At 46.9% G+C, this 23,856-nt stretch carries 29 protein-coding genes; 27 read left to right on the forward strand and 2 right to left on the reverse strand.

The window, feature by feature from the left end:
- Window positions 1-68: 68 nt before the first annotated feature.
- Together mntR and M1D90_RS08750 are read left to right on the forward strand one after the other, a co-directional pair.
- A complete protein-coding gene (mntR, locus tag M1D90_RS08745; RefSeq protein WP_020452154.1) occupies window positions 69-497 on the forward strand; it encodes a transcriptional regulator MntR in 429 nt (142 codons plus the stop codon).
- A 390-nt stretch (window positions 498-887) separates the two neighbouring features.
- Entirely contained in the window at window positions 888-1,763 is an 876-nt protein-coding gene (locus M1D90_RS08750; protein WP_020452153.1) for a patatin-like phospholipase family protein, read from the forward strand.
- On the opposite strand, the gene M1D90_RS08755 is transcribed toward M1D90_RS08750, so the two are convergent.
- On the reverse strand, window positions 1,760-2,146 hold the full coding sequence (locus tag M1D90_RS08755) for an SA1362 family protein (protein ID WP_020452152.1): 387 nt from the start codon (window positions 2,144-2,146) through the stop codon (window positions 1,760-1,762). The two genes, M1D90_RS08750 and M1D90_RS08755, sit on opposite strands and share 4 nt — an antisense overlap.
- A 38-nt stretch (window positions 2,147-2,184) precedes the next feature.
- The gene (locus M1D90_RS08760; protein ID WP_020452151.1) at window positions 2,185-3,138 is read right to left on the reverse strand and encodes a DUF1385 domain-containing protein; all 954 of its coding nucleotides are present in this window, start codon (window positions 3,136-3,138) and stop codon (window positions 2,185-2,187) included.
- Between the two features lie 251 nt (window positions 3,139-3,389).
- Between M1D90_RS08760 and M1D90_RS08765 the strand changes: the two genes are divergently transcribed.
- The 25 genes from M1D90_RS08765 to recN all read left to right on the forward strand — a co-directional run bounded on the left by M1D90_RS08765 (window position 3,390) and on the right by recN (window position 23,820).
- Window positions 3,390-3,926 (forward strand): YqhR family membrane protein, encoded by a 537-nt coding sequence (locus M1D90_RS08765; protein WP_020452150.1) that lies wholly within the window; start codon window positions 3,390-3,392, stop codon window positions 3,924-3,926.
- A gap of 79 nt (window positions 3,927-4,005) precedes the next feature.
- Window positions 4,006-4,443: a type II 3-dehydroquinate dehydratase gene (aroQ, locus tag M1D90_RS08770; RefSeq protein WP_456283360.1), complete on the forward strand. Its 438-nt coding sequence runs from the start codon at window positions 4,006-4,008 to the stop codon at window positions 4,441-4,443.
- A gap of 15 nt (window positions 4,444-4,458) precedes the next feature.
- Window positions 4,459-5,520, forward strand: coding sequence for a M24 family metallopeptidase (locus M1D90_RS08775; RefSeq protein ID WP_020452148.1), 1,062 nt, complete (start codon window positions 4,459-4,461; stop codon window positions 5,518-5,520).
- Between the two features lie 31 nt (window positions 5,521-5,551).
- Window positions 5,552-6,109 carry an elongation factor P gene (efp, locus tag M1D90_RS08780; protein ID WP_020452147.1) on the forward strand — a complete coding sequence of 186 codons (558 nt, stop codon included), beginning with the start codon at window positions 5,552-5,554 and terminating at the stop codon, window positions 6,107-6,109.
- A gap of 162 nt (window positions 6,110-6,271) precedes the next feature.
- Window positions 6,272-6,553: a YqhV family protein gene (locus M1D90_RS08785; RefSeq protein ID WP_003183412.1), complete on the forward strand. Its 282-nt coding sequence runs from the start codon at window positions 6,272-6,274 to the stop codon at window positions 6,551-6,553.
- Between the two features lie 91 nt (window positions 6,554-6,644).
- Window positions 6,645-7,568 (forward strand): stage III sporulation protein AA, encoded by a 924-nt coding sequence (spoIIIAA, locus tag M1D90_RS08790; protein WP_020452146.1) that lies wholly within the window; start codon window positions 6,645-6,647, stop codon window positions 7,566-7,568.
- Window positions 7,562-8,077: a stage III sporulation protein SpoIIIAB gene (gene spoIIIAB / locus M1D90_RS08795; protein WP_020452145.1), complete on the forward strand. Its 516-nt coding sequence runs from the start codon at window positions 7,562-7,564 to the stop codon at window positions 8,075-8,077. The genes spoIIIAA and spoIIIAB overlap by 7 nt, the downstream gene beginning before the upstream one ends.
- 22 nt (window positions 8,078-8,099) lie before the next feature.
- Window positions 8,100-8,306, forward strand: coding sequence for a stage III sporulation protein AC (gene spoIIIAC, locus M1D90_RS08800; protein ID WP_003183409.1), 207 nt, complete (start codon window positions 8,100-8,102; stop codon window positions 8,304-8,306).
- A gap of 42 nt (window positions 8,307-8,348) precedes the next feature.
- Complete coding sequence (gene spoIIIAD / locus M1D90_RS08805; protein WP_020452144.1) at window positions 8,349-8,714, forward strand: stage III sporulation protein AD; 366 nt, start codon at window positions 8,349-8,351, stop codon at window positions 8,712-8,714.
- Window positions 8,715-8,735: 21 nt separating this feature from the next.
- Window positions 8,736-9,941, forward strand: a complete 1,206-nt coding sequence (gene spoIIIAE, locus M1D90_RS08810) for a stage III sporulation protein AE (protein ID WP_020452143.1) — start codon at window positions 8,736-8,738, stop codon at window positions 9,939-9,941.
- Window positions 9,942-9,952: 11 nt separating this feature from the next.
- Window positions 9,953-10,582: a stage III sporulation protein AF gene (spoIIIAF, locus tag M1D90_RS08815; RefSeq protein ID WP_020452142.1), complete on the forward strand. Its 630-nt coding sequence runs from the start codon at window positions 9,953-9,955 to the stop codon at window positions 10,580-10,582.
- On the forward strand, window positions 10,575-11,270 hold the full coding sequence (spoIIIAG, locus tag M1D90_RS08820; RefSeq protein ID WP_020452141.1) for a stage III sporulation protein AG: 696 nt from the start codon (window positions 10,575-10,577) through the stop codon (window positions 11,268-11,270). The genes spoIIIAF and spoIIIAG overlap by 8 nt, the downstream gene beginning before the upstream one ends.
- Window positions 11,271-11,909: a SpoIIIAH-like family protein gene (locus M1D90_RS08825; protein WP_035338363.1), complete on the forward strand. Its 639-nt coding sequence runs from the start codon at window positions 11,271-11,273 to the stop codon at window positions 11,907-11,909.
- A gap of 173 nt (window positions 11,910-12,082) precedes the next feature.
- A complete protein-coding gene (gene accB / locus M1D90_RS08830) occupies window positions 12,083-12,562 on the forward strand; it encodes an acetyl-CoA carboxylase biotin carboxyl carrier protein (RefSeq protein WP_039072842.1) in 480 nt (159 codons plus the stop codon).
- Window positions 12,563-12,573: 11 nt separating this feature from the next.
- Entirely contained in the window at window positions 12,574-13,926 is a 1,353-nt protein-coding gene (gene accC, locus M1D90_RS08835; RefSeq protein ID WP_020452138.1) for an acetyl-CoA carboxylase biotin carboxylase subunit, read from the forward strand.
- 47 nt (window positions 13,927-13,973) lie between these two features.
- Complete coding sequence (locus M1D90_RS08840) at window positions 13,974-14,357, forward strand: Asp23/Gls24 family envelope stress response protein (RefSeq protein WP_031304734.1); 384 nt, start codon at window positions 13,974-13,976, stop codon at window positions 14,355-14,357.
- Window positions 14,358-14,649: 292 nt separating this feature from the next.
- Entirely contained in the window at window positions 14,650-15,039 is a 390-nt protein-coding gene (nusB, locus tag M1D90_RS08845) for a transcription antitermination factor NusB (RefSeq protein WP_020452136.1), read from the forward strand.
- Window positions 15,040-15,055: 16 nt separating this feature from the next.
- Window positions 15,056-15,904, forward strand: coding sequence for a bifunctional methylenetetrahydrofolate dehydrogenase/methenyltetrahydrofolate cyclohydrolase FolD (gene folD, locus M1D90_RS08850; RefSeq protein WP_020452135.1), 849 nt, complete (start codon window positions 15,056-15,058; stop codon window positions 15,902-15,904).
- 82 nt (window positions 15,905-15,986) lie between these two features.
- Window positions 15,987-17,336 carry an exodeoxyribonuclease VII large subunit gene (xseA, locus tag M1D90_RS08855; protein ID WP_026579322.1) on the forward strand — a complete coding sequence of 450 codons (1,350 nt, stop codon included), beginning with the start codon at window positions 15,987-15,989 and terminating at the stop codon, window positions 17,334-17,336.
- Window positions 17,329-17,589: an exodeoxyribonuclease VII small subunit gene (locus M1D90_RS08860; protein ID WP_023855168.1), complete on the forward strand. Its 261-nt coding sequence runs from the start codon at window positions 17,329-17,331 to the stop codon at window positions 17,587-17,589. The genes xseA and M1D90_RS08860 overlap by 8 nt, the downstream gene beginning before the upstream one ends.
- Complete coding sequence (locus tag M1D90_RS08865) at window positions 17,579-18,469, forward strand: polyprenyl synthetase family protein (RefSeq protein ID WP_020452132.1); 891 nt, start codon at window positions 17,579-17,581, stop codon at window positions 18,467-18,469. Before M1D90_RS08860 ends, M1D90_RS08865 begins: the two co-directional genes overlap by 11 nt.
- Before the next feature lie 232 nt (window positions 18,470-18,701).
- Window positions 18,702-20,603, forward strand: coding sequence for a 1-deoxy-D-xylulose-5-phosphate synthase (gene dxs / locus M1D90_RS08870; protein ID WP_023855166.1), 1,902 nt, complete (start codon window positions 18,702-18,704; stop codon window positions 20,601-20,603).
- Entirely contained in the window at window positions 20,600-21,445 is an 846-nt protein-coding gene (locus tag M1D90_RS08875; RefSeq protein WP_020452130.1) for a TlyA family RNA methyltransferase, read from the forward strand. The genes dxs and M1D90_RS08875 overlap by 4 nt, the downstream gene beginning before the upstream one ends.
- A 163-nt stretch (window positions 21,446-21,608) precedes the next feature.
- Entirely contained in the window at window positions 21,609-22,058 is a 450-nt protein-coding gene (gene ahrC, locus M1D90_RS08880; RefSeq protein ID WP_020452129.1) for a transcriptional regulator AhrC/ArgR, read from the forward strand.
- 31 nt (window positions 22,059-22,089) lie between these two features.
- Window positions 22,090-23,820, forward strand: coding sequence for a DNA repair protein RecN (gene recN / locus M1D90_RS08885; protein ID WP_020452128.1), 1,731 nt, complete (start codon window positions 22,090-22,092; stop codon window positions 23,818-23,820).
- Window positions 23,821-23,856: the final 36 nt, after the last annotated feature.

Raw genomic sequence — 23,856 nt, forward strand, 5'->3', positions numbered from 1 at the left:
GCTTGTTTTTTACATGCACATAGTGTAAACTTGTAATGATTTGAATAGGTGTGATTTGGAGGGATTTGATGACAACACCGAGTATGGAAGATTACATAGAACAAATTTATATGCTGATTGAAGAAAAAGGATATGCAAGGGTCTCAGATATAGCCGAAGCTCTGGCCGTCCATCCCTCCTCGGTTACAAAAATGGTTCAAAAACTCGATAAAGACGAATATTTGATTTATGAAAAGTATCGCGGCCTCGTGCTGACGCCTAAAGGGAAGAAAATAGGCAAACGTTTAGTATACAGACATGAATTATTGGAGCAGTTTTTACGAATCATTGGTGTTGACGAAGAGAAAATTTATGATGATGTCGAAGGAATCGAGCATCATTTAAGCTGGAACAGCATTGACCGTGTCGGAGATCTTGTGCAGTATTTTGAAGACGACAGCAAAAGAATCGACGATTTGAGAAGCGTCCAAAAAAGAAACGAACAGGAAAATCAATAAAAGCCGCCGGGTAACGGCGGCTTCAGATTGTTGACAAAATCCCAAAACGACTTTTGGTTTTGGGATTTTGTCATCCTATCCAGCGTGACCCCCAACCCTTGCAGTCTAGGAAGGCCGAGCATCGGAGCAGACTTTCACAGGAAGTGATGACGGCGGCGTTCAGGCAGGACGCCTGGGCGGTTAGCCGCCGATCCTTCCTCTATTCGTGAGCACCGACGCGCAGGCCTGACAACGAATGCGAGGGTTTGTCGACACGCTGAAGCCGCCGGGTAACGGCGGCTTTTCTCTTTCCGTATCAGTTTTTCCAGCTGCCGCTTTGTCTCATGGTCTTTTTTTTCTGTCCGTTTCTTAAAATGGTGTAAAGCCATCTTTTAAGGGAGGGAGATCGCGATGTACATCGACGGGGTTTTTTCAGGCGGCGGTATGAAAGGGATTGCACTTGTGGGGGCATACGAGGCGCTTGAGAAACGGGGCTTCCGATTTAAAAGGCTGGCCGGAACGAGCGCCGGTTCGATTATTGCCTCGTTTATCGCGGCAGGTTATACAAGCGCGGAGATCCGTCAAATGATGGAAGAATTAAATGAAAGCGAGCTCCTTGACCCGAGATTTTCACTCTTGCCTTTGAAAATGCTGCAATGGGCATCGATTTATTGGCGGCTCGGTTTATATAAAGGAGATAAACTGGAAAACTGGATTTCCGAAAAGCTGAAAGCGAAAGGCATTTCAGTTTTCGGGGATCTTGAACAGGGAAAACTGAAGTTGATCGCCTCCGACTTATCGAATGGCAAGATGCTTGTGCTGCCTGACGATTTAAACAGATACGGCTTAAACCCAAGGCGTTTTTCCGTCGCCAGGGCGGTCCGGATGAGCTGCAGCATTCCTTATTTTTTTGAGCCGGTGAAGCTCAAGTCCTCCAGCGGCATCAGCGTTGTCGTAGACGGCGGAGTTCTGAGCAATTTTCCGATGTGGCTGTTTACAACAGAAAAAAAACGGCCGGTATTGGGGATCACGTTGATGCCCAATGAAAAAGAGAGGCCGAAGAAAACGATTAAAAATGCGTTCGAACTGTTCGGGGCGCTGTTTGAGACGATGAAAGAGGCGCATGACGCCAGGCACATTGCCACAAAACATGAGCGCAACATCATTTTTTTACCTGTTGAGGAAGTCCTGTCGACTGAATTCGCGATGTCGGCAGAAAAAAAACTAGCTCTAATCGAGCTAGGAAAAAAACGAACAGAATTATTTTTGAAACAGTGGACGTTTTAAAAGAAAGCCCTGTTTTTCTTTTTGCTTTTTTTGCCTTCAATCACTGTCAGCTGAGTCTGGCTTTTTTTCTTCACCAATACCGGCTTCGATTTATTAATAGACGGTACGCTTCTCAGATGATTAACCTTGCCTTTTATAGAGCGTTTTTTGTGATCTTGAAAACGCTTGTTGGATTGCTTGGCTGCTTTCTTAAAAGCGGCTCCTTCACTGCCCATATCGCGATTGGAAATGCGCCTGATCACGAAATAAATGATGGCGCCGACCGCTGCAAAAACAACCAAGTATTGGAGCAGGCGGCCCGGACTTGTGACGGCGAAATAGACAAACCCAAAAATTCCAAACGCAATAATTAAAGCTGAGACAGGATGTACGCGTTGCTTCATAACTGTCCACCTCCCAAAAAATTAACCAATTCGTTGCATTACATTACGATATTAGAAGGTTCCTTCTGTTCGTCCTCTGCTTTGGTCTCCATATGAAGAAGCTCATTGAAGCTTGCGATGGCGACTTCCACCTGATCGTCAGACGGCTCTTTCGTTGTTAAAAGCTGCAGCCACAAACCCGGATAGCCGAGCACCTTCAATACGGGGATGTCTCTCAGTTTGTTTGTCAGCTGCAGAACTTCAAATGAAATGCCGAGAACGACGGGTATCAGTGCGAGTCTATTCAAAATACGGACCCAGAGAGGGTCAGTAGGAACGAGCAAGTAAACAAACATGCCCACGATGACGGTGAATAAAATAAAGCTGCTTCCGCATCGGTAGTGCAGTCTTGACTGCCGCTGAACGTTTTCAACCGTGACCGGCAGATTTTGCTCGTAACAGTTTATGACCTTGTGTTCTGCTCCGTGATATTGAAAAACTCTTTTAATAAAAGGAGTGCATGATATGGCGTAAATATAGCTTAAGAGAAGGAGCAGCTTAAAAAAGCTTTCGATCATAATCTGCGCGACGTCCGACTGAAAGACCGGACGCGTGAGCTCCGCTAAAAAAACGGGCACGAGCGTAAAAATAAACTTGCTGAACAAAAAAGACAGGACGCCGACTGCGGCGAGGCCAAAAATCATCGTCAGCTTGGACGGCTTCTCTTCTTTCAATTGATCGTCTAAAGAAGGATCGAGGTCATAGCGTTCGCTCGAAAAATTCAAGTGCTTGGTGCCGTTCGCGCTTGCTTCAATAATCGCGATAATCCCTCTGAGAAAAGGAATTTTTTTAAATTTTTCAAGCGCCGGATTGGTTTTCCGAGGCAGCTTAAAAAATTCAAGGCTTCCGTCTTTTCTGCGGATCGCGGTTACATAATGGCGCCTGCCGCCGAACATAACGCCTTCGACGACAGCCTGCCCTCCGTATGCGGGCTGTTTTGTTTGATTTGACATTTGCATCAACCTATCTGTATCAATCTATGAGTACATTAACCATTTCCTTACACCTATTGTACAGGAAAAACGCTGAAACCTCTAGATTGACGGGCTCAAAAATTTAAGAAATTCGAACCTATTACAAAGCCAAATCTAATTAAAGTATACCCTTTTTCATGCTTTTTACACTCGGATCTTAAAAATCCGGGAAAGCTGATGTTGGCAAGGCTGTTTTTGGACATACTGGAAATGGAGGTGATCTGGACTGTATGGGTAATGAAGACAATCAAAAACAGCCGGAAGAGCTTGAGCAAAATAAGCGTGAAACTCCGATGACTTTCATCGGAAGGGTGATCACGACTGGCTTTGTCGGCGGAGTGCTTTGGAGTGCACTCGGTGAGCTTGCGTACCTTTTTAAGTTCTCCGAAGTCAATGCAAACATGATTCTCCAGCCTTTTGTCATCGGCGATTGGAAAAACGGATTTCTCGGGACGTTTATCAGCATCCTGCTGATCGGTGTTATTTCCATCGGAGCTGCCCTGCTTTACTACGGCACTTTGAAGCAGGTCAAAGGCATGTGGGCAGGCATTGTATATGGAGCCGTTTTGTGGGCTGTCGTGTTTTACCTGTTCAATCCGATGTTCCCAGATGTTCAGACTGTGGCTGAATTAAAGAGGGAAACGGTTGTGACGACGCTTTGCATTTACCTGCTTTACGGTTTATTCGTCGGCTATTCCATTTCGTTTGAATACAATGAGCTCAATTCTGAAAAGTTGACGCGGGCCCTTGGAGAAACAAGAGAATAGTGCCTGATCAGGAAGCAATATGATAAAATGTTCACTGTAAGTGGACATTTTTTTGCGTGATGAGAAGGGGGAGGCAGAGTTGCCGCATATTTTAATATTGAACGGACCGAATTTAAACCGGCTTGGAAAACGCGAACCCGATGTATACGGTACAGACACATTAACTGATTTGGAACAAAAACTTTTTCAATTTGCCGAAGGCATTCAGATTGAATTGACTTTTTTTCAATCAAACCACGAAGGGGACCTGATTGATGCTCTTCATGAGGCAGAGGAACAATACGATGGAATCGTCCTGAATCCGGGGGCTTTCTCCCATTACAGCTATGCCATCCGCGATGCGGTGGCAGCAATCAGTATACCGGTGATTGAGGTCCATCTTTCAAACCCTCATGCGAGGGAAGAGTTCCGGCACCGCTCGGTCATCGCTCCGGTTGCAAGAGGCCAGATCACGGGACTCGGCTTTGAAGGTTATAATCTGGCCATCTGTTATTTTATGAACGCAAATAACAAATAGGGGGACTAGTGGACAATGAAACTAAACAAATTGAGAGAGCTTTTCGGCGGTTTGGGTATTGACGGGATTTTGGTGACGAGCAGCGTTAATCTGCGGTACATCACCGGATTTACCGGATCTTCAGGACTGGCGGTCATCTCCGGCGACCAAGCGGTCTTTATTACAGATTTCCGCTATACAGAACAGGCGAAAGATCAAGTCAAAGGCTTTGACATTGTTCAGCATGCCGGCGGAATCGTTCAAAAGGCCGCCGAAGTGATCAAAGAGATGGGGATAAACAAAATCGGTTTTGAACAGGATAAAATGACATACGGAACGTATGCCGCCTACAAAGAGCAGCTTGGCGCAGCTGAACTCGTTCCTGTTTCTCAATCTGTGGAAAAGTTGCGCTTGATTAAGTCTAGTGAAGAGATTAAGATATTAAAGGAAGCTGCAAAGATTGCAGATGATGCATTCAGCCATATTCTGACGGTCATAAAGCCCGGCATCACCGAAATTGAAGTCGCCAATGAGCTCGAGTTTTACATGCGGAGCCAGGGAGCGGATCATTCGTCCTTCGATATGATCGTGGCATCAGGCGTACGCTCAAGTCTGCCGCACGGAGTGGCAAGCGGCAAAGCGATTGAGAAAGGCGACCTTGTGACATTGGACTTCGGGGCTTACTATAAAGGTTACTGCTCGGACATAACGCGTACGGTCGCGGTAGGAGAGCCGGATGATGAGCTGAAACGCATTTATCAAACCGTGTTTGAGGCGCAGGCTATCGGCATGCGGAGCATCAAGCCAGGAATCACCGGGAAACAGGCTGACGCTTATACAAGGGACTACATATCTTCACAAGGCTACGGCGAGTATTTCGGCCATTCAACAGGCCACGGCCTCGGCATGGAAGTTCATGAAAGTCCGGCGCTTTCAGCACGTTCGGACCAGATGCTTGAAAAAGGCATGGTTGTAACGGTTGAACCGGGAATTTACATACCGGGAAAAGGCGGGGTCAGGATAGAAGATGATATTGTCCTGACAGAGGAAGGAAACGAATCCCTTACCCATTCCGCGAAAGAATTAATTATTTTATAATCCGTTTGATTGGAGCAATAGGAGGATAATCATGATTTCAGTAAACGATTTTCGTACAGGATTAACGATTGAAGTAGATGGAGGCATCTGGCGCGTTGTTGACTTCCAGCACGTTAAGCCGGGAAAAGGTGCGGCATTTGTCCGCTCCAAACTGAGAAATCTTCGCACAGGCGCGATTCAGGAAAAAACATTCCGCGCAGGTGAAAAAGTGGCACGCGCCCAAATTGAAACAAAAACGATGCAGTACTTGTATGCCAACGGCGACCAGCACGTTTTTATGGATACGACATCTTACGAGCAGCTTGAGCTGAACGAGAAGCAAATCGAACACGAGCTCAAATTCCTGCTTGAAAATATGTCTGTCCACATCATGATGTATCAGACAGAGACGATCGGAATCGAACTTCCGAATACAGTTGAACTGAAAGTTGTGGAAACAGAACCGGGCATTAAAGGCGACACAGCCTCAGGCGGAACAAAACCGGCAAAAACAGAAACAGGCCTTGTTGTCAACGTACCGTTCTTCGTAAACGAAGGAGATACGCTTGTTGTCAATACTTCTGACGGATCTTACGTATCAAGAGCATAAGAGTAACAGCGGGAAAGAGCCGGCTTCATTGAAGCCGGCTCTTTTTTTGCTGTCTGAAATCTTTTACCTCTCACAGGCCAAATAGAAAAATCGGAAGACTACTTTTTCAATGAGGAGCATAGATTGTAAAAAAAGAGGATGTGTTACTGGAGGTTTAAGATCATGAAGCTTTTCTTTGGACAAGTCAATCCGACGGTTTTGACAATGGCTGCGTTAAGAGTGGTATCATCTTTGATCGAACTGACGGCGGCTGTCGTAATGCTTTTGACAAACGACGTCAGAAAAGCCGTGGCGGTCAACAGTGTGCTTGCGATGGTCGGACCGCTCATCTTTATTATTACAATGACAATCGGCATCTATCAGATTGCAGGGCAGCTTTCTTACGCAAAGCTGATTTTGATCTTTATGGGAGTGGTGTTGATCATCGCGGGGATCTATAAATAGTGACACATGATAAGAGAGACCGACTTGTCATAATGTCTTCCGTTGATCATACATTTTTATAGAAGACAAGCAAAAAGAGGAGGGAGTGTTTTTGCATCACATCACAGAGATTCTCCCCGATACGATCAAACGCGCGCTCAACGGTCTTGGCGACCATGAAATCAATCAGATAGAAGAAATTCGGATTCGGACAAGTCGTCCGCTCGAACTGGTGAACAAAGGAAAGCCACGCTTTCTCCCTTATGCGGCGACGCCTGAAGACTCGGCGCTTCTTTTAAACAGGCTGGGAAATTACAGCATGTATACACTGGAAGAGGAATTGAAAAAAGGATATGTCACGATCAGAGGCGGACACCGCGTGGGGCTTGCCGGCCGGGTTGTCGTCGAAAACGGAGCAGTCAAAGGAATCAGAGAAATATCATCATTTAATATCCGCATTGCCAAAGAAAAAATCGGCATTTCCGAACCGTATGTCCCTCATTTATTTCAAAACTCGTGGCTGAACACGCTGATCATCGGTCCGCCGCAAACCGGAAAAACAACACTGCTCAGAGATCTCGCCAGGCTGATCAGCTCAGGGAGCGGCAACGTGTCTGCCAAAAAGGTGGGAATCGTCGACGAAAGGTCTGAAATCGCAGGTTGTGTAAACGGCATCCCGCAATATCGGCTCGGCGACCGGGCAGACATCCTTGACGCCTGTCCAAAAGCGGAAGGCCTGATGATGATGATCAGATCGATGAGTCCGGAGGTTATGATCGCCGATGAGATCGGAAGAATGGAAGACGCAGAAGCGCTCTTGGAAGCGGTCCATGCGGGGGTGTCTGTCATCGTTTCGGCTCACGGCTCCTCATATGCCGATATCGCCAGGCGTCCATCATTGAAAATGCTTCAGGAGCACCGGGTTTTTGAGAGAATCGTGGAACTATCCAGAAAGAACGGTCCCGGCAGCCTGAGCCGCATCTTGAACGGGAATGGAGAGCCGCTCGGTGCGGCGAAGAGGATGTTATCATGCTGAAGCTTTTAGGTGCCGTGCTTATTTTGGCAGCAGCCACATGGACAGGATTTGAAATGGCGAAGCCTTTCAGGGATAGACCGAAGCAAATCCGCCAGCTGTTGGCCGCTTTGCAGTCTTTAGAGGCTGAAATCATGTACGGGCACACACCGCTCCTTCAGGCGTCAAAGCAGATCGCACACCAGCTTTCCGGGCCGATAGCTTCTTTGTTTCAGACATTTGCAGAACAGCTGGAAAAAGGCAGCGCTTCAGCGGGGACGGCATGGGAAGACAGCTTGGAGAAAGTATGGCCCGAAACGGCTCTCAAAAAGAAAGAATACGAGATTTTACGGCAATTCGGCGAAACGCTTGGCCGTCATGATCTGATTTCTCAGCAAAAACATATCAAACTGGCGTTAACCCATTTAGAGACAGAGGAAGCTGAAGCAAATCTCGCCCAGGCGAAAAATGAAAAAATGGTGAAGAGCCTTGGGTTCTTGTCGGGACTGCTGCTGATTCTTCTATTGATGTAATGAAGAGGGGAGCATACACGAAATGGGAGTAGACGTAAATATTATTTTTCAAATTGCCGGCGTCGGGATCGTCGTCGCTTTTCTTCACACCATACTGGATCAAATGGGGAAGAAGGAATATGCCCAATGGGTCACGCTTTTAGGATTCATTTATATATTGTTCATGGTGGCTACTGTTGTCGATGATCTATTCCAAAAGATAAAAGCTGTCTTTCTATTTCAAGGATAGGGGGGCTCACTCATTGAAATCGTACAAATCGTAGGATTGGGAATGATCGCCACCTTCCTCAGCTTGATTGTGAAAGAGCAAAAACCGACGTTTGCTTTTATGATTGTCGTTTTTGCCGGATGCACGATTTTTTTATTCTTAGTCGATCAAGTCTACGAAATCATTCGGATGATTGAAAAAATAGCTGCCAATGCCAACATCAACATGATGTATGTCGAAACGATTTTGAAAATTATCGGGATTGCTTATATAGCGGAGTTTGGCGCCCAGCTGACGAAAGATGCCGGACAGGGTGCGATTGCTTCAAAAATCGAATTGGCAGGCAAAATCCTCATCTTAGTCATGGCCGTGCCTATTTTAACCGTCATTATCGAAACGATCATCGGACTCATCCCTTCCATGTCTTAGTCAGAAAGGAGGATTTCCTGAGTGAAGCGTTTTCTGTTCTGGCTCTTGGTCATAGGAATCGTATGCTTTGGAGCGCATGATGTACAAGCTTCGCCAAAAGAAGCGGAGCCGGTTGGGGAACCCGCCGCGGAAGAATCGGCTGAAGCGATGGCCAGAGAGCAGGCTGAAGGTTTGGAGCTTGACCGGGTCGGGGAGTTCTGGAACAACATTTTGACTGAGTATGGAGGACACCTTCCCGAAAGTCAAAAAGGAAGCCTGCTTGAATTTGTCAAAGGTGAAAAGCACTTTTCGCCTGAGGAATGGAGCAAAGCGCTGTTTTCTTACTTGTTTCATGAAGTGCTGGCTAACGGGAAACTGCTCGGGACGCTGATCCTGTTGACCATCTTCTGCGTGCTGCTTCAGCTTTTGCAAAACGCGTTTCAGCAAAGCACCGTCAGCAAAGTGGCGTATGCAATTGTCTACATGGTGCTGATCATTCTTGCGCTCAACAGCTTTCGGGTTGCCGTCACATATGCGAATGAAGCGATCCAGACGATGACAAGCTTTATTCTGTCGCTCGTACCTTTGCTTCTAGCGCTGATGGCGACTTCGGGAGGAGCCGCCTCAGCCGCATTTTTTCATCCGGTCATTCTCTTTCTCATGAACACGAGCGGCTTGTTTATCCAATATATCGTGCTGCCGCTTTTGTTTTTATCAGCGATTTTAAGCATTGTCAGCACGATGACGGACCAGTATAAAGTCACACAGCTGGCTCAGCTCCTCAGAAACGCGGCGATCGGCACGCTGGCTGCATTTTTAACCGTGTTCCTCGGTGTCATCTCGGTTCAGGGCGCCTCAGCCGCAGTGACGGACGGCATTACTTTGCGGACGGCCAAATTCATCACCGGAAACTTCATCCCCGTATTGGGCCGCATGTTTACCGAAGCGACGGACACGGTGATCAGCGCGTCTCTCCTGTTGAAAAACACCGTCGGGATACTCGGGGTGGCGATCTTGATTTGCATCGCAGCCTTTCCCGCAATCAAAATCCTCTCCCTCGCGCTCATATACAAAATTGCCGCAGCCGTTCTCCAGCCTCTCGGAGGCGGTCCGGTGATCAGCTGCCTGGATGTCATCAGCAAAAGCGTCATCTACATTTTCGCGGCCATGGCCATCGTTTCGCTGATGTTTTTTTTAAGCTTAACCGTGATCATTACAGCGGGGAATTTGACGATGATGATGAAGTAGGGAGGGATGAGATGGAATTTCTGACAGAGTGGCTCACGAACATTATTCTATTTATTCTGATGGCGATCGTCATCGATATGCTTCTGCCGAATTCGAGCATGCAAAAATACGCGAAAATGGTGATCAGCCTGCTCTTGATCGTTGTGATACTGAATCCGATCTTCTCTTTATTCAGGACCGATCCGGATGTAATCTTTGAGAGGCTTACAAAAAACGGACAAGTTCAGTCAAACGAAATAAAAAATCAGTTGAATTCAGAAAAAAAAGAAATACAAGCCTCACAACAAGCATATATCTTAGAACAGATGGCTGTTCAATTGAAAAAGAGCGCAGAGGGAAGGTTTACCAGCGACAAATACAAGATTGACCGAGTCGCGGTCTCTTCTGACGGCCAGCTGAAAACAGAGAAAGATCTCAGTAAGCATGCGGAAGTCTCGGTATTCATAGAACCGGCATCCGAAAAAACGGTCCAAGCCGTCGCTCCTGTCGAAATCAATACGGATCGAGGCTACCAGCCAATGCGAGAAAGAGAAAAGAAAGAGACGGGGGAAGTCAGAGAACAGCTTGCAGGCATATGGGAAATAAGCCCCGACAAGATTACAGTTCATATTGAAGGGGGAGAACGAAGCGGCAATGAATAAAAGAACCTGGATCGAAAAGCTGATCGGCCACCTGCTACCCAAAGACGAGAAAAACGGAAAAAAGCTGACGAAATATCACTATTTTCTGCTGCTTTTTGTTCTCGGCGTTTCCTTCATGCTCGTCAGTCAAATCTTCTCTTCCGAACCTTCTCAAGATCGAGCGGCAGATCAGCCGTCGGCTTCACAAAAAGCTTCGTCTGAAAGCGCCGGACAGAGCGGTGAAGGTGAAAAAGAAGTGTTCAAACCCGCCTCAGATGACAAACCGAAGGACTCGATCCAAGATTACGAACAGGAATATGAGAATCAGCTCAAAGACATATTGGAAACGATTATCGGCGTGGAAGACGTATCAATCGTCGTCAATGTTGATGCAACCTCATTGAAAATATTCGAGAAAAATAGAAAAACCCAGGAGACTTCAACGAATGAGACAGATAAACAGGGAGGCAAGCGAACGGTGTCTGAAATGTCTTCTGACGAAGAAATTGTCATCATCAAAAACGGAGATAAAGAGACGCCTGTCGTCGTTCAGACGAAAAAGCCCGATATCAGGGGTGTTCTCGTTGTCGCTCAAGGAGTCGACAACGTTCAAATAAAAAAGACCATCATTGAAGCAGTGACAAGGGTTCTTGATGTTCCGAGCCACCGCGTCGCTGTTGCCCCTAAAAAAATGAAGGAGGATTCATAAATGATGCTGAAAAAACAAACGGTTTGGCTTTTAACCATGTTAAGTCTCGTCGTTGTGCTGAGTGTCTACTACATTATGTCGCCTGAAGGAGAAAATGTCGTCACGGTGGATGACAAAGAACAAGTCGCTGCTGAAAAAGAAAAACCGATGAAAGAAGAGCCTGCCAAAGATGGCAAAGAAGACACCGCGCCTGCTAAAGACAAAACTGAAGGGAAAGACACAAAAGATAAAGAAACGTCTGCGAGTGAGCAGAACGGAGAAGTTGTAACAAAAGAATCATCCGGTGATGAAGATTTATTCACAACATACCGCATGGAAATGGACGATCAGCGCAGCAGGGAGAGGGAGGAATTAACCGAAATCGTCAGAAGCGATAAAGCGACGGCAAAAGAAAAAAGCGAAGCTTACGACAAGATGACAGAGCTCAGTGAAGCTGAAGGAACGGAAAAGACGCTTGAAACGCTGATCAAAACAAAAGGCTATAAAGACGCCTTGGTCAATGCCGACGGCGATAAAGTCAATATTACGGTGAAGGCGAAGGAGCACTCGAAGGCCGCTGCCACCGATATCATCGACATCGTCGCAAAAGAAGTGAAAAACTTAAACGATGTGGCTGTGACGTTCGAGCCAGCAGAGTAAACATGTCCCGCTTGCAAAAAGCGGGATTTTTTTATGCTTGAGGCTCCTGTTGATGCAGGGCGCTCATGATTGTAGTTGAATTCGGCATTCCTCTCCTGTAAGATGAATATAGTATGTACTTTTAGTACTAACTGATAAATGCGTAAAATCTTTTTCATTAGGAGTGCGATAGCATGTTAAACATTGATGAAATCAGACAGTTGATAAAATTAATTGATGAATCTTCGATAAATGAATTTACATACGAAAACGAAGGATCGAAGGTTGAACTGAAAAAACAAAGCGGAGCCGTGCAAACCATCCAGCAAGTGGCTGCGGCGCCTGTTCAAACACCGGCTCCGGAAGCTCCCGCGATGCAAGCGCAAGTTCAGGATGCGCCTGCAGCAGAAGAAGCCGCAAAAGACGGCGGAAACCTCCACAAAATCACCTCTCCGATGGTCGGAACGTTTTATGCGTCTTCTTCGCCTGAAGCCGACCCTTACGTAACAGTCGGTTCGAAGGTAACAGAATCCTCTGTCGTCTGCATTGTGGAAGCAATGAAGCTCTTTAATGAGATCGAAGCCGAAGTGAAAGGCGAGATCGTTGAAGTATTGGTTGAAAACGGCCAGCTGGTTGAATACGGACAACCTTTATTTTTAGTAAAAGCAGAGTAAGGAGCAATAAGATGATCAAAAAGCTATTAATTGCGAACAGGGGAGAAATTGCTGTCAGAATTATCAGAGCTTGTAAAGAACTGGGGATCGATACAGTAGCCGTCTTTTCCGAGGCCGACAGAGAGGCGCTCCATGTTCAGATGGCTGATGAAGCATTTTGCATCGGACCTAAGCTATCAAAAGACAGCTACTTGAATATAACGAACATCGTCAGCGTCGCCAAAATGACCGGCGCTGATGCGATTCACCCGGGCTACGGCTTCCTGGCGGAAAACGCCGATTTTGCCGAGCTTTGCGAAGAGGTAAACGTAACCTTCGTCGGTCCGACAGCAGACGCGATCTCTAAGATGGGGACAAAGGATGTTGCCAGGGAAACGATGCAGCAGGCTGGCGTTCCGATCGTACCGGGTTCCAAAGGAATTATTGAAGATATTGAAGATGCGGTTTCATTAGCGCGCGATATAGGGTATCCTGTCATTATAAAGGCAACTGCCGGGGGCGGCGGAAAAGGAATCAGGGTCGCCCGTACGGAAGAAGAACTGATCAACGGCATTAAAATCACTCAGCAGGAAGCGGCCACCGCTTTCGGCAACCCGGGTGTGTACATTGAAAAGTACATTGAAGACTTCAGACACGTCGAGATCCAAGTGCTTGCGGACACACACGGAAATACGATTCACTTGGGTGAACGCGACTGTTCAATCCAAAGAAGGCTCCAAAAGCTGCTTGAAGAAACCCCTTCACCTGCGCTTGATGAAGGAATCAGGGAGCAAATGGGGCAGGCGGCTGTCAAAGCGGCTGAAGCCGTTAAGTACACGGGCGCGGGAACAGTTGAATTTATCTACGATTACCGCGAGCAGAAGTTCTACTTTATGGAAATGAACACGCGCATTCAGGTTGAGCATCCGGTAACAGAGATGGTGACGGGCGTTGATTTGATTAAAGAGCAGATCAGAGTGGCATCAGGTGAAAAATTAGCCCTCACCCAAGATGAAGTCACTTTTAACGGCTGGGCCATCGAATGCCGGATTAATGCGGAAAACCCTGAGAAAAACTTCATGCCTTCTCCGGGAAAAATCGAGATGTATCTGCCTCCGGGCGGGCTCGGCGTCAGAGTGGATTCTGCGGCTTATCCGGGATACTCGATTCCTCCTTATTACGACAGCATGATTGCAAAAGTCATCACATACGGGAAGACGAGGGAAGAAGCTGTATCAAGAATGAAAAGAGCGTTGAGCGAATTCGTCATCGAAGGCGTTCATACGACGATACCGTTCCATCTGAAACTGCTCGAGCACGAAACATTCGTAAGCGGAGAATTCAATACGAAGTTTTTAGAAATATATGATGTAATGGGGTCGTAATTTTAACGGAGGTGAACATATTGAAAGACGACAACAGCTTATTGGAAATGAGCCATGAAGACAATCATTTAGGAAAAGTGGAAATCGCTCCGGAAGTCATCGAAGTCATTGCCGGAATCGCAGCTTCCGAAGTTGAAGGCGTAGCTGAAATGCGCGGCAATTTTGCGACAGGTGTCGTGGAACGGTTTGGAAAAAAGAATCACGGCAAAGGCGTCAAAGTTGATTTGTCAGATGACGGAATTATCATTGATGTTTATTGCGTGATGATGTTTGGCGTTTCGATTCCTAAAGTTGCAAATGCCGTTCAGGATAATATCCGCCAGACGCTTCTCAATATGACAGCTCTTTCGATTAATGAAATCAATATTCACATCGTTGGCATTCAATTCGATTCAAAAACGCACGAGGTGGAAGTCGATCAAGAGATGTAGTGCGGTGAAGTGGAAGAACCAAGGGGAATGACGGCCCTTTGGTTTTTTCATGTTCCGTTTTAAAAAATGACGTTTAAAAGCATCTTTCCGCTGTTATCGACCAAAAATAAGAGGAACCGGAAAGTTTGCAAAGAAGTTCGAAAAACGAATGATAACAAATGTTTGTTTCTTATTATTCGGTTATTGACGATAAAACCGCGATTTTTGCATGCGGAAAGACTAAAAATATGATATGATCTCTTTGTGGCTTAAACGGCAAGCGGCAAAGAGGGTTAAAGGAGAAAAAGAAAGAATGAAAAGAAGAACAGCAAGAGAAAAGGCTTTGCAGTCACTATTCCAGATTGATGTCAGTGATACAGAACCGAATGAAGCGATGCAGCACGCCTTGGACGGGCAGGAAAGCGACGCTTTTTTCGAGCAGCTTGTTTACGGGGTCTTAGAGAACAAAGAGAAAATCGATGAGATGATCAAACGGCATCTCGTCAATTGGAAGCTTGACAGGCTAGCGAATGTCGACCGCGCGATTTTGCGTTTGTCCGCCTACGAAATGATTTTTTTAGAAGACATACCTGTCAACGTCTCTATGAATGAAGCGATTGAACTGGCCAAGCAATTTGGAGATGACAAGTCGGCGAAGTTTGTAAACGGTGTTCTTTCTAACATTAAATCCGATCTTGAATAATCTAGGAGGAGAGCAAATGACAGCAACCATCATCGACGGGAAAGAAACAGCAAAGGAAAAGCGCGGGCAGCTGGCCAAGGAAGTTGAAGAGCTGAAAAAACAAGGAGTGACCCCGGGACTGGCCGTTATTTTAATTGGTGATGATCCGGCGTCTCTTTCATATGTACGGGGAAAGAAAAAAGCAGCTGAAGCCATGGGGATTCGTTTTCAGCTGGATCATTTCGATGCAAGTTTCTCTGAACAGGAACTTCTTGAAGTAATTGACCAGTACAACCAAAATAACGACTTTCACGGAATTCTTGTCCAGCTGCCTCTTCCGGATCATATTTCCGAACAAGCGGTGATTGAAAGAATATCCCCTGACAAAGATGTTGACGGTTTTCATCCATTAAACGTAGGAAAGATGCTGCTTGGCGAAGATACATTTCTGCCTTGCACGCCTGCGGGCATCGTGGAGCTTTTAAAGAAAACCGAGATTGATCTGTCGGGAAAAGAGGTTGTTGTCGTCGGGCGAAGCAATATCGTCGGAAAGCCGGTAGGGCAGCTGCTCTTGAACGAAAACGCAACCGTTACGTACTGCCATTCAAGAACGGCCGACATTACGGCTCACACAAAAAAAGCCGACATTCTGATTGTCGCTGTCGGAAAGGCGAATTTCATCAAAGCGGATCAAATGAAAGAGGGAGCCGTTGTCATTGATGTCGGCGTTAACCGCCTTGACAACGGAAAGCTCGTCGGTGATGTCGATTTTGAAGAAGCGAAGGAAAAGGCTTCCTATATTACACCCGTACCGGGCGGTGTCGGTCCGATGACGATTACAATGCTGGCCCATAACACGGTTAAATCAGCGAAGCGTACAATTTAACTTTAATGTACAGCCGTTCATCCGCCTGGTCTCGCGCCGGCGGATAAACGTGCTTGTGCCTTCTTAGAAAGGAGACTGTGCCATGAGTGAAATTTCATTTGTCACGGTCACGGCTTTGACAAAATATATTAAGCGCAAATTTGACGTGGACCCCCATCTTGAAGATATTTGGATCAAGGGCGAGCTGTCAAATGTTAAAATACATAGCAGAGGCCATATTTATTTTACACTGAAAGATGATAACGCCCGCATTCAATCCATCATGTTCGCCAGACAAAACAGAAATCTCGCCTTTACCCCTGAAAACGGGATGAAGGTATTGGTGAGAGGCGGCATTTCGGTATATGAACCGAGCGGCAATTATCAGCTCTATGCGAAAGAAATACAACCTGACGGCATAGGTGCGCTTCATCTCGCGTATGAAGAACTTAAGAAAAAGCTGTCGCAAGAAGGTTTGTTTGATGAAAAACATAAGAAACCCATCCCCGCGTTCCCATCCGTCGTCGGTGTTGTCACATCTCCAACCGGAGCGGCTGTACGCGATGTGATCACCACCATTAAAAGAAGATACCCCCTTGTAAAAGTGATCGTCTTTCCAACGCTCGTTCAAGGAGTAAACGCGGGCGAGTCCATCGTCAGTAGCATCAAAGAGGCTAACCGCAGAGAGTTATGCGATGTATTAATCGTCGGACGCGGAGGGGGATCGATCGAAGAGCTGTGGGCATTTAATGAAGAGGCTGTCGCCAGGGCCATTTTTTCTTCCGACATTCCGATCATTTCCGCCGTCGGGCATGAAACGGATTTTACAATCAGCGATTTTGTTGCGGATTTGCGCGCGGCGACCCCGACGGGAGCGGCCGAACAGGCCGTACCTAATATGCTTGATTTGCTGGAGCGTCTGAAAACGCTCGAAGCGAGAATTGCAAAATCGATGAAGCAGGATTTAAGAAAGCGGCAGGAGCGCGTGAAAACCCTCCAGTCCTCTTATGCCTTCCGCTACCCGAAACGGCTGTATGCCCAAAAGGAACAGGAATTCGACCTGATATTCGACCGTTTCCAAAAACAGCTGGCGATGACCGTTGAACGCAAAAAACAAAAACTGAACGAACAGACATACAAGCTGGAGATGCTTCATCCCGAGGAGCAGCTTAAACAAGCGAGAAAGAGGCATGAAGAGCAGACAGTCCGGCTGAAGCGGAATATGGATGTGCAGCTTAAGCAGATTCACTCGCAGTTTCAAACGGTTCTTGGTAAACTGAATGCATTAAGCCCTCTCCAAGTGATGGAAAGAGGGTACAGTTTGACATATAAAGAAAACGAATTGATTAAAAGTATTGAACAGGTTCATGAAAAAGACGAGATCCGCGTCACATTAAACGATGGGACGCTGACCTGTGAGGTACTGCAAAAGAGAGGCGAAACAAATGGCTGAAGAAAACAAAACAAAACGGGAAGACCTGACATTTGAAGAGGCGATGAAAGGTCTGGAACAGATCGTATCAAAGCTTGAAGAAGGGGATGTGCCTTTGGAAAAGGCGATCGACTACTTCCAGGAAGGGATGGCTCTTTCGAAAATGTGCCACGAAAAACTGCAAAATGTCGAAAAGCAGATGGACTACATTTTGCGGGAAAATGGGGAATTAGCTCCTTTCAGTGTTCGGGAGGAGGAAAAAGGTGACCGGTAAACTTGACGGATTTTTAAAATCGAGAAAAACAGTAATTGAAGAACGCCTTCCGATGTATATTAAAGACCTGCGAGCGCCGTCCATCCTTAAGGAATCCATGCTGTACTCATTGGAAGCCGGAGGGAAACGGCTGAGACCGATTTTGGTACTTGCGCTTCTTCATGCGTACGGAAAAGACGAAGAAGCCGGAATTCCGGTAGGGTGCGCGGTTGAAATGATCCATACGTATTCATTAATCCATGACGATCTCCCTTGTATGGATGACGATGACCTCAGAAGGGGAAAGCCGACAAACCATAAAATATACGGGGAAGCGACGGCCATTCTCGCCGGAGACGCCTTATTAACCGAAAGCTTCAAAATGATCACTTCCAATATGCCTTCTGATGTATCTGCTGAAAAACGCATCAGACTGGTGAATGAGCTGATATCGGCAGCGGGGGCTGAAGGCATGGTCGGCGGTCAGATTTTAGATATGGAAGCGGAATCAAAGTCTGTCTCTCTTGATGAACTGCAGCGGATTCACGAAGGAAAAACGGCTAAACTCCTCAGCTTCAGCGTCATCGCGGGGGCGATTCTAGCAGATGCATCTGAAAAAGAGATCGAAAAGCTCCGCGAATTCAGCCATCATATCGGCATCGGCTTCCAGATCAGAGATGACATTCTCGACCTTGAAGGATCAGAGGATAAAATCGGCAAACGGATCGGATCTGACGAGACAAACGGAAAATCGACCTATCCGTCGCTCCTTTCGCTTGAGGGCGCCAGCCAAAAGCTTGATGAACATATTGAAAAAGCAAAACGGCTGATTTCAGAGCTTCCGCTTGAAAAAGAGCTTATGTACGAGTTTTGCGATATGATTGCCGCAAGGGATCATTGATACAGGGCTTCCATTTGAGCATCAAAGGCTTATTATGCTAAAATATAAAGAGTTGAACTCTAAAACGCCGCGCCGTTATCACGTTGTGTTAGCGGCTGTTTTTTCAAACGAAGCGTCCGCATATGCAAGTTTGCGCATGGGGATGAATTCGTCATATAATAATTCAAGCTGAAACTTAAAATGAAGCAAGGCGCATACTTGCAGAAATCATGCTGAAAGTGAGTTGATCCGATTGGATCTGTTATCGATAAAGGACCCTGCATTTTTGAAGAACCTTTCAAATCAAGAACTGGAAAGCTTGAGCGCTGAAATTCGCCGTTTTTTAATTGAAACGCTTTCTGAATCCGGAGGGCACATTGGTCCGAATCTCGGCGTTGTCGAGCTTACCATTGCATTGCATAAAGAATTTAACAGCCCGAAAGATAAGTTTTTGTGGGATGTGGGGCATCAATCGTATGTCCATAAACTGCTGACCGGCCGCGGAAAGGACTTCGCCACCCTGCGTCAGCATAAAGGACTGTGCGGTTTTCCAAAGCGGAATGAAAGCGAACATGATGTCTGGGAAACGGGCCACAGTTCGACTTCTCTCTCCGGTGCGATGGGGATGGCAGCTGCGAGAGACTTGAAAGGGACAAACGAATATATCATCCCGATCATCGGAGACGGTGCACTGACCGGCGGCATGGCTCTTGAAGCGCTTAACCATATCGGCCATGAGCAAAAAGACATGATTGTCATTTTGAATGACAACGAAATGAGCATCGCTCCAAACGTCGGAGCGATTCATTCCATGCTCGGAAGGCTGCGCACAGCCGGAAAATACCAATGGGTCAAAGATGAGCTTGAGTATTTGTTCAAGCGGATTCCTGCTGTTGGCGGGAAGCTTGCCGCTACAGCCGAGCGGATCAAAGACAGCCTGAAATACCTGCTGGTATCCGGGATGTTCTTTGAAGAGCTCGGATTTACGTATTTAGGGCCTGTAGACGGTCATTCCTATGATGAACTGTTTGAAAACATGCAGTATGCGAAAAAGACGAAAGGCCCGGTACTCCTCCACGTTATTACGAAAAAAGGAAAAGGCTATAAGCCTGCGGAAACCGATAAAACCGGCACATGGCACGGAACCGGCCCATATAAAATCGATACCGGTGATTTTGTTAAGCCGAAAGCCGCTGCGCCATCATGGAGCGCGCTCGTAAGCGAAACGGTCAGGAAGCTTGCCCGCGAGGATGAAAGGATTGTAGCCATTACTCCGGCCATGCCTGTCGGTTCAAAACTTGAAGGGTTTGCGAGCGAGTTTCCGGAGCGCATGTTTGATGTCGGCATTGCGGAACAGCATGCGGCAACGATGGCGGCTGGTCTCGCGACTCAGAATATGAAGCCGTTTCTGGCGATCTATTCGACATTTCTTCAGCGCGCTTATGACCAGGTTGTCCATGATATTTGCCGGCAAAACCTAAATGTATTTATCGGCATTGACAGAGCGGGCCTAGTCGGCGCTGATGGGGAAACACACCAGGGCGTGTTTGACATTGCTTTTTTACGGCATATTCCGAATTTGGTTCTCATGATGCCGAAAGACGAAAACGAAGGCCAGCACATGGTCAACACGGCTGTCAAATACGATGACGGCCCGATTGCCATGCGCTTTCCGCGCGGAAACGGACTCGGCGTCAAAATGGATAAAGAATTGAAAACGATCCCGATCGGAACGTGGGAAGTGCTGAGACCCGGGACAGACGCGGTCATTTTAACATTCGGCACCACCATTCCGATGGCGCTTGCTGCCGCGGAGGAGCTGCAGAAAGAAGGACGTTCGGTCAGAGTGGTTAACGCCCGTTTTATCAAGCCGCTTGACGAAAACATGCTGATGGAAATCCTGAACGAAGGGCTTCCGATTTTAACGATCGAAGAGGCTGTGCTCCAAGGCGGATTCGGCAGCTCGATCCTTGAGTATGCCCATGAACATCAGTCTTACAGCCCGATCATTGATAGAATGGGGATACCTGATCAATTTATTGAACACGGCAGTGTCGCCAAGCTTCTGGAAGAGATCGGAATGACAAAAGAAGACGTCATCAGACGAATAAGACTATTGACGCCCGTAAAGACTCATAAAGGAATTGGATCATGACAGGAAAAAAAGAACGGCTCGACGTTTTATTAGTAGAAAGAGGGTTAATGGAAACGCGGGAAAAAGCGAAAAGAGCCATCATGGCCGGCATCGTCTATACGAATGAAAACAGACTGGACAAGCCGGGCGAAAAGGTCGACCGCACGATTCCGCTGACCGTTAAAGGAAACCCGTTAAAATACGTCTCAAGAGGCGGATTAAAACTTGAAAAAGCATTAAAAGAGTTTCAGCTTTCCGTTCAAGGCAAGCTGATGATTGACATCGGCTCTTCCACCGGCGGCTTCACTGACTGCGCGCTGCAAAACGGCGCTCTCCGCTCATATGCCGTTGATGTCGGGTATAATCAGCTCGCCTGGAAGCTGAGACAGGATGAGCGGGTTGTAGTGATGGAACGCACGAATTTCCGGTATTGCACACCTGCCGATTTTACGGAAGGACTGCCGGAGTTCGCGACGATCGATGTCTCTTTTATCTCACTGAAAATCATCCTGCCTGTGCTTAAGAGCATTTTAGTTCCGGGAAGCGACTGCATCGCTCTCGTCAAACCGCAGTTTGAAGCAGGGCGGGAATCCGTTGGGAAAAAAGGGATCGTCCGCGATCCCCTCGTCCATCAAGCTGTGCTTGATGACATCAGCCGGTTTGCGGCTCGGGAAGGATATGACTGCAGAAACGTCTCGTTTTCGCCGATTACCGGCGGCGACGGCAACATCGAATTCCTTCTCCATTTGCATTGGGACGGAGAAGAGCAACCTGGCACGCCGATAGCAGAAGAAACGATCAATCAAATTGTCGAAGAAGCTCACAAGACATTAAAAGCGAAAAAAACGGATCCGCGTGATTAAAAACCCTTGAGAGCCGTACGGCGAATGCGAGGGTGGCCGGCACGCAAAAAGGAATAATAGTGGGCTATTATTCCTTTTTTACTGCAAACATGTACTTTTCCGACAAAATCATTTAACATAAATGTATAAACATACACAATTTGTGTATAAAACGAGGTGTGAAATGAACAAAGGTCAAAGGCATATTAAAATCAGGGAGATTATCACCGCTAATGAAATTGAAACGCAGGATGAGCTTGTCGATATTTTAAAGAAAGACGGCTATAATGTGACGCAGGCCACCGTCTCGCGGGACATTAAAGAGCTTCATTTGGTCAAGGTGCCGACAAACAACGGTTCCTACAAATACAGCCTGCCTGCTGATCAGCGCTTTAATCCCCTTTCCAAATTAAAAAGATCATTGATGGACGCATTTGTCAAAATCGACTCAGCCAGCCATCTGATCGTTTTAAAAACAATGCCGGGCAACGCGCAGGCGATCGGGGCGCTGATGGACAATTTGGATTGGGAAGAAATCATGGGAACGATCTGCGGAGATGATACCATTTTGATCATCTGCCGGACGCATGATGATACCAAAATCGTACAGAAGAAAATATTGGAGCTTTTATAAACGAAGGCCTGAAAAGAGGTGTCATGAAAGCTTGTTAGCTGAATTATCGATCAAAAACTTTGCCATTATCGAAGAATTAACCGTTTCTTTTGAAAAAGGGCTGACGGTTCTGACCGGTGAAACGGGGGCCGGAAAATCGATCATCATCGACGCCGTCTCTTTGCTTGTCGGAGGCCGCGGCTCGTCCGAATATGTCAGGTATGGCGAAAAAAGAGCCGAATTGGAAGGGCTTTTCCTCCTTGACAGCGGCCATCCGGTTTTTGATTTGTGCACAGAACTGGGGATTGAAGCCTCGGATGACATGATCGTCATGAGGAGAGATATTAACGCAAACGGCAAGAGCATCTGCCGCGTCAATGGAAAACTTGTCACCATTGCCGCTTTGCGGGAAGTCGGCAGACTGCTGCTTGACATACACGGGCAGCACGACAATCAGCTGCTGATGGAGGATGAGCACCATCTTCAGCTTCTGGACAGGTTTGCAGGAGAAGAAATCGAGCATGCTTTAAAAGCGTATCAGGAAGTTTACAGCCGCTACATGGACGTCATGAGAAAGGTGAAAGAGCTTTCTGAAAGCGAGCAGGAAATGGCTCACAGACTCGATTTAATACAGTTTCAGCTTGATGAAATCGAATCTGCAAACCTTGAGCCGAAAGAGGACGAACTTCTTCAGGAAGAGCGCCGTCAAATCGCTAATTTCGAAAAAATATACGAAGCTCTGCAAAATGCCTATAATGCGCTTCGCAACGAGCAGGCCGGGCTTGACTGGGTCGGCATGGCTTCAAGCGAGCTTGAAAACGTCTCAGGCATCAATGAAGGGCTCAATAAAGTATCTGAATCCGTAGCCAACGCATACTACATTCTCGAAGATTCAACTTTTCAGATCAGAAATATGCTGGATGAACTCGAATACGACCCCGAGCGCCTCGATTATATCGAATCGCGATTAAACGAAATCAAACAGCTGAAACGCAAATACGGCGCTACTGTCGAAGATATCCAAGCTTATTCGGCTAAGATAGAGGAAGAGATCGACCGGATCGAAAACCGGGACAGCCACTTGCAGGCATTAAAATCCCGCCTCGAATCAATCGGCAAGGATGTGGCGATTGAAGCCGCCAATGTGTCCGAAATCAGAAAAAAATGGGCGAAAAAACTGGCCAAACAGATTCAGCAGGAACTGAAAGATCTGTATATGGAAAAATCGACATTCGATACGGAATTCCAGGTGAAAAAAGCGGAACGGGATGATGATGCACCCGTCGTCAACGGTATGCCGGTTCAGCTCACAAAGCACGGCATTGATACCGTCCATTTCCTAATCTCAACAAACACGGGAGAACCGCTCAAATCTTTGTCAAAGGTTGCATCTGGAGGAGAGCTGTCAAGAATCATGCTGGCCATGAAAAGCATTTTCTCTGCTCAGCAGGATGTTACATCGATCATTTTCGATGAAGTGGATACGGGTGTAAGCGGCAGAGTCGCGCAGGCGATCGCCGAAAAAATACACCGCGTCTCGATCGGCTCTCAAGTTTTATGCATTACCCACTTGCCGCAGGTGGCCGCGATGGCTGACACCCATCTTTTGATTACGAAACAGTCGAAAGACGGGAGAACGACGACAAGCGTCACACCGTTGACAAAACAGGAAAAAATAGCGGAAATCGGCCGGATGATCGCCGGAGTCGAAGTAACGGATCTGACGAAGCGCCATGCGAAAGAACTTTTGAACCAAGCTAAGCTTGTTAAAACTACCGGATAAGCTGTTCATCCTGAACAGCTTATTTTTTTGTCGGCA

Source organism: Bacillus sp. JZ34 (assembly GCF_053903205.1).

What these genes read in the sequence shown, in the direction of transcription:
- mntR (WP_020452154.1), top strand. Translation starts at nt 69, where the DNA reads ATGACAACACCGAGTATGGAAGATTACATAGAACAAATTTATATGCTG.
- M1D90_RS08750 (WP_020452153.1), top strand. Translation starts at nt 888, where the DNA reads ATGTACATCGACGGGGTTTTTTCAGGCGGCGGTATGAAAGGGATTGCA.
- M1D90_RS08755 (WP_020452152.1), bottom strand. Translation starts at nt 2,146, where the DNA reads ATGAAGCAACGCGTACATCCTGTCTCAGCTTTAATTATTGCGTTTGGA.
- M1D90_RS08760 (WP_020452151.1), bottom strand. Translation starts at nt 3,138, where the DNA reads ATGTCAAATCAAACAAAACAGCCCGCATACGGAGGGCAGGCTGTCGTC.
- M1D90_RS08765 (WP_020452150.1), top strand. Translation starts at nt 3,390, where the DNA reads ATGGGTAATGAAGACAATCAAAAACAGCCGGAAGAGCTTGAGCAAAAT.
- M1D90_RS08775 (WP_020452148.1), top strand. Translation starts at nt 4,459, where the DNA reads ATGAAACTAAACAAATTGAGAGAGCTTTTCGGCGGTTTGGGTATTGAC.
- efp (WP_020452147.1), top strand. Translation starts at nt 5,552, where the DNA reads ATGATTTCAGTAAACGATTTTCGTACAGGATTAACGATTGAAGTAGAT.
- M1D90_RS08785 (WP_003183412.1), top strand. Translation starts at nt 6,272, where the DNA reads ATGAAGCTTTTCTTTGGACAAGTCAATCCGACGGTTTTGACAATGGCT.
- spoIIIAB (WP_020452145.1), top strand. Translation starts at nt 7,562, where the DNA reads ATGCTGAAGCTTTTAGGTGCCGTGCTTATTTTGGCAGCAGCCACATGG.
- spoIIIAC (WP_003183409.1), top strand. Translation starts at nt 8,100, where the DNA reads ATGGGAGTAGACGTAAATATTATTTTTCAAATTGCCGGCGTCGGGATC.
- spoIIIAD (WP_020452144.1), top strand. Translation starts at nt 8,349, where the DNA reads ATGATCGCCACCTTCCTCAGCTTGATTGTGAAAGAGCAAAAACCGACG.
- spoIIIAF (WP_020452142.1), top strand. Translation starts at nt 9,953, where the DNA reads ATGGAATTTCTGACAGAGTGGCTCACGAACATTATTCTATTTATTCTG.
- spoIIIAG (WP_020452141.1), top strand. Translation starts at nt 10,575, where the DNA reads ATGAATAAAAGAACCTGGATCGAAAAGCTGATCGGCCACCTGCTACCC.
- M1D90_RS08825 (WP_035338363.1), top strand. Translation starts at nt 11,271, where the DNA reads ATGATGCTGAAAAAACAAACGGTTTGGCTTTTAACCATGTTAAGTCTC.
- accB (WP_039072842.1), top strand. Translation starts at nt 12,083, where the DNA reads ATGTTAAACATTGATGAAATCAGACAGTTGATAAAATTAATTGATGAA.
- accC (WP_020452138.1), top strand. Translation starts at nt 12,574, where the DNA reads ATGATCAAAAAGCTATTAATTGCGAACAGGGGAGAAATTGCTGTCAGA.
- M1D90_RS08840 (WP_031304734.1), top strand. Translation starts at nt 13,974, where the DNA reads ATGAGCCATGAAGACAATCATTTAGGAAAAGTGGAAATCGCTCCGGAA.
- nusB (WP_020452136.1), top strand. Translation starts at nt 14,650, where the DNA reads ATGAAAAGAAGAACAGCAAGAGAAAAGGCTTTGCAGTCACTATTCCAG.
- folD (WP_020452135.1), top strand. Translation starts at nt 15,056, where the DNA reads ATGACAGCAACCATCATCGACGGGAAAGAAACAGCAAAGGAAAAGCGC.
- xseA (WP_026579322.1), top strand. Translation starts at nt 15,987, where the DNA reads ATGAGTGAAATTTCATTTGTCACGGTCACGGCTTTGACAAAATATATT.
- M1D90_RS08860 (WP_023855168.1), top strand. Translation starts at nt 17,329, where the DNA reads ATGGCTGAAGAAAACAAAACAAAACGGGAAGACCTGACATTTGAAGAG.
- M1D90_RS08875 (WP_020452130.1), top strand. Translation starts at nt 20,600, where the DNA reads ATGACAGGAAAAAAAGAACGGCTCGACGTTTTATTAGTAGAAAGAGGG.
- ahrC (WP_020452129.1), top strand. Translation starts at nt 21,609, where the DNA reads ATGAACAAAGGTCAAAGGCATATTAAAATCAGGGAGATTATCACCGCT.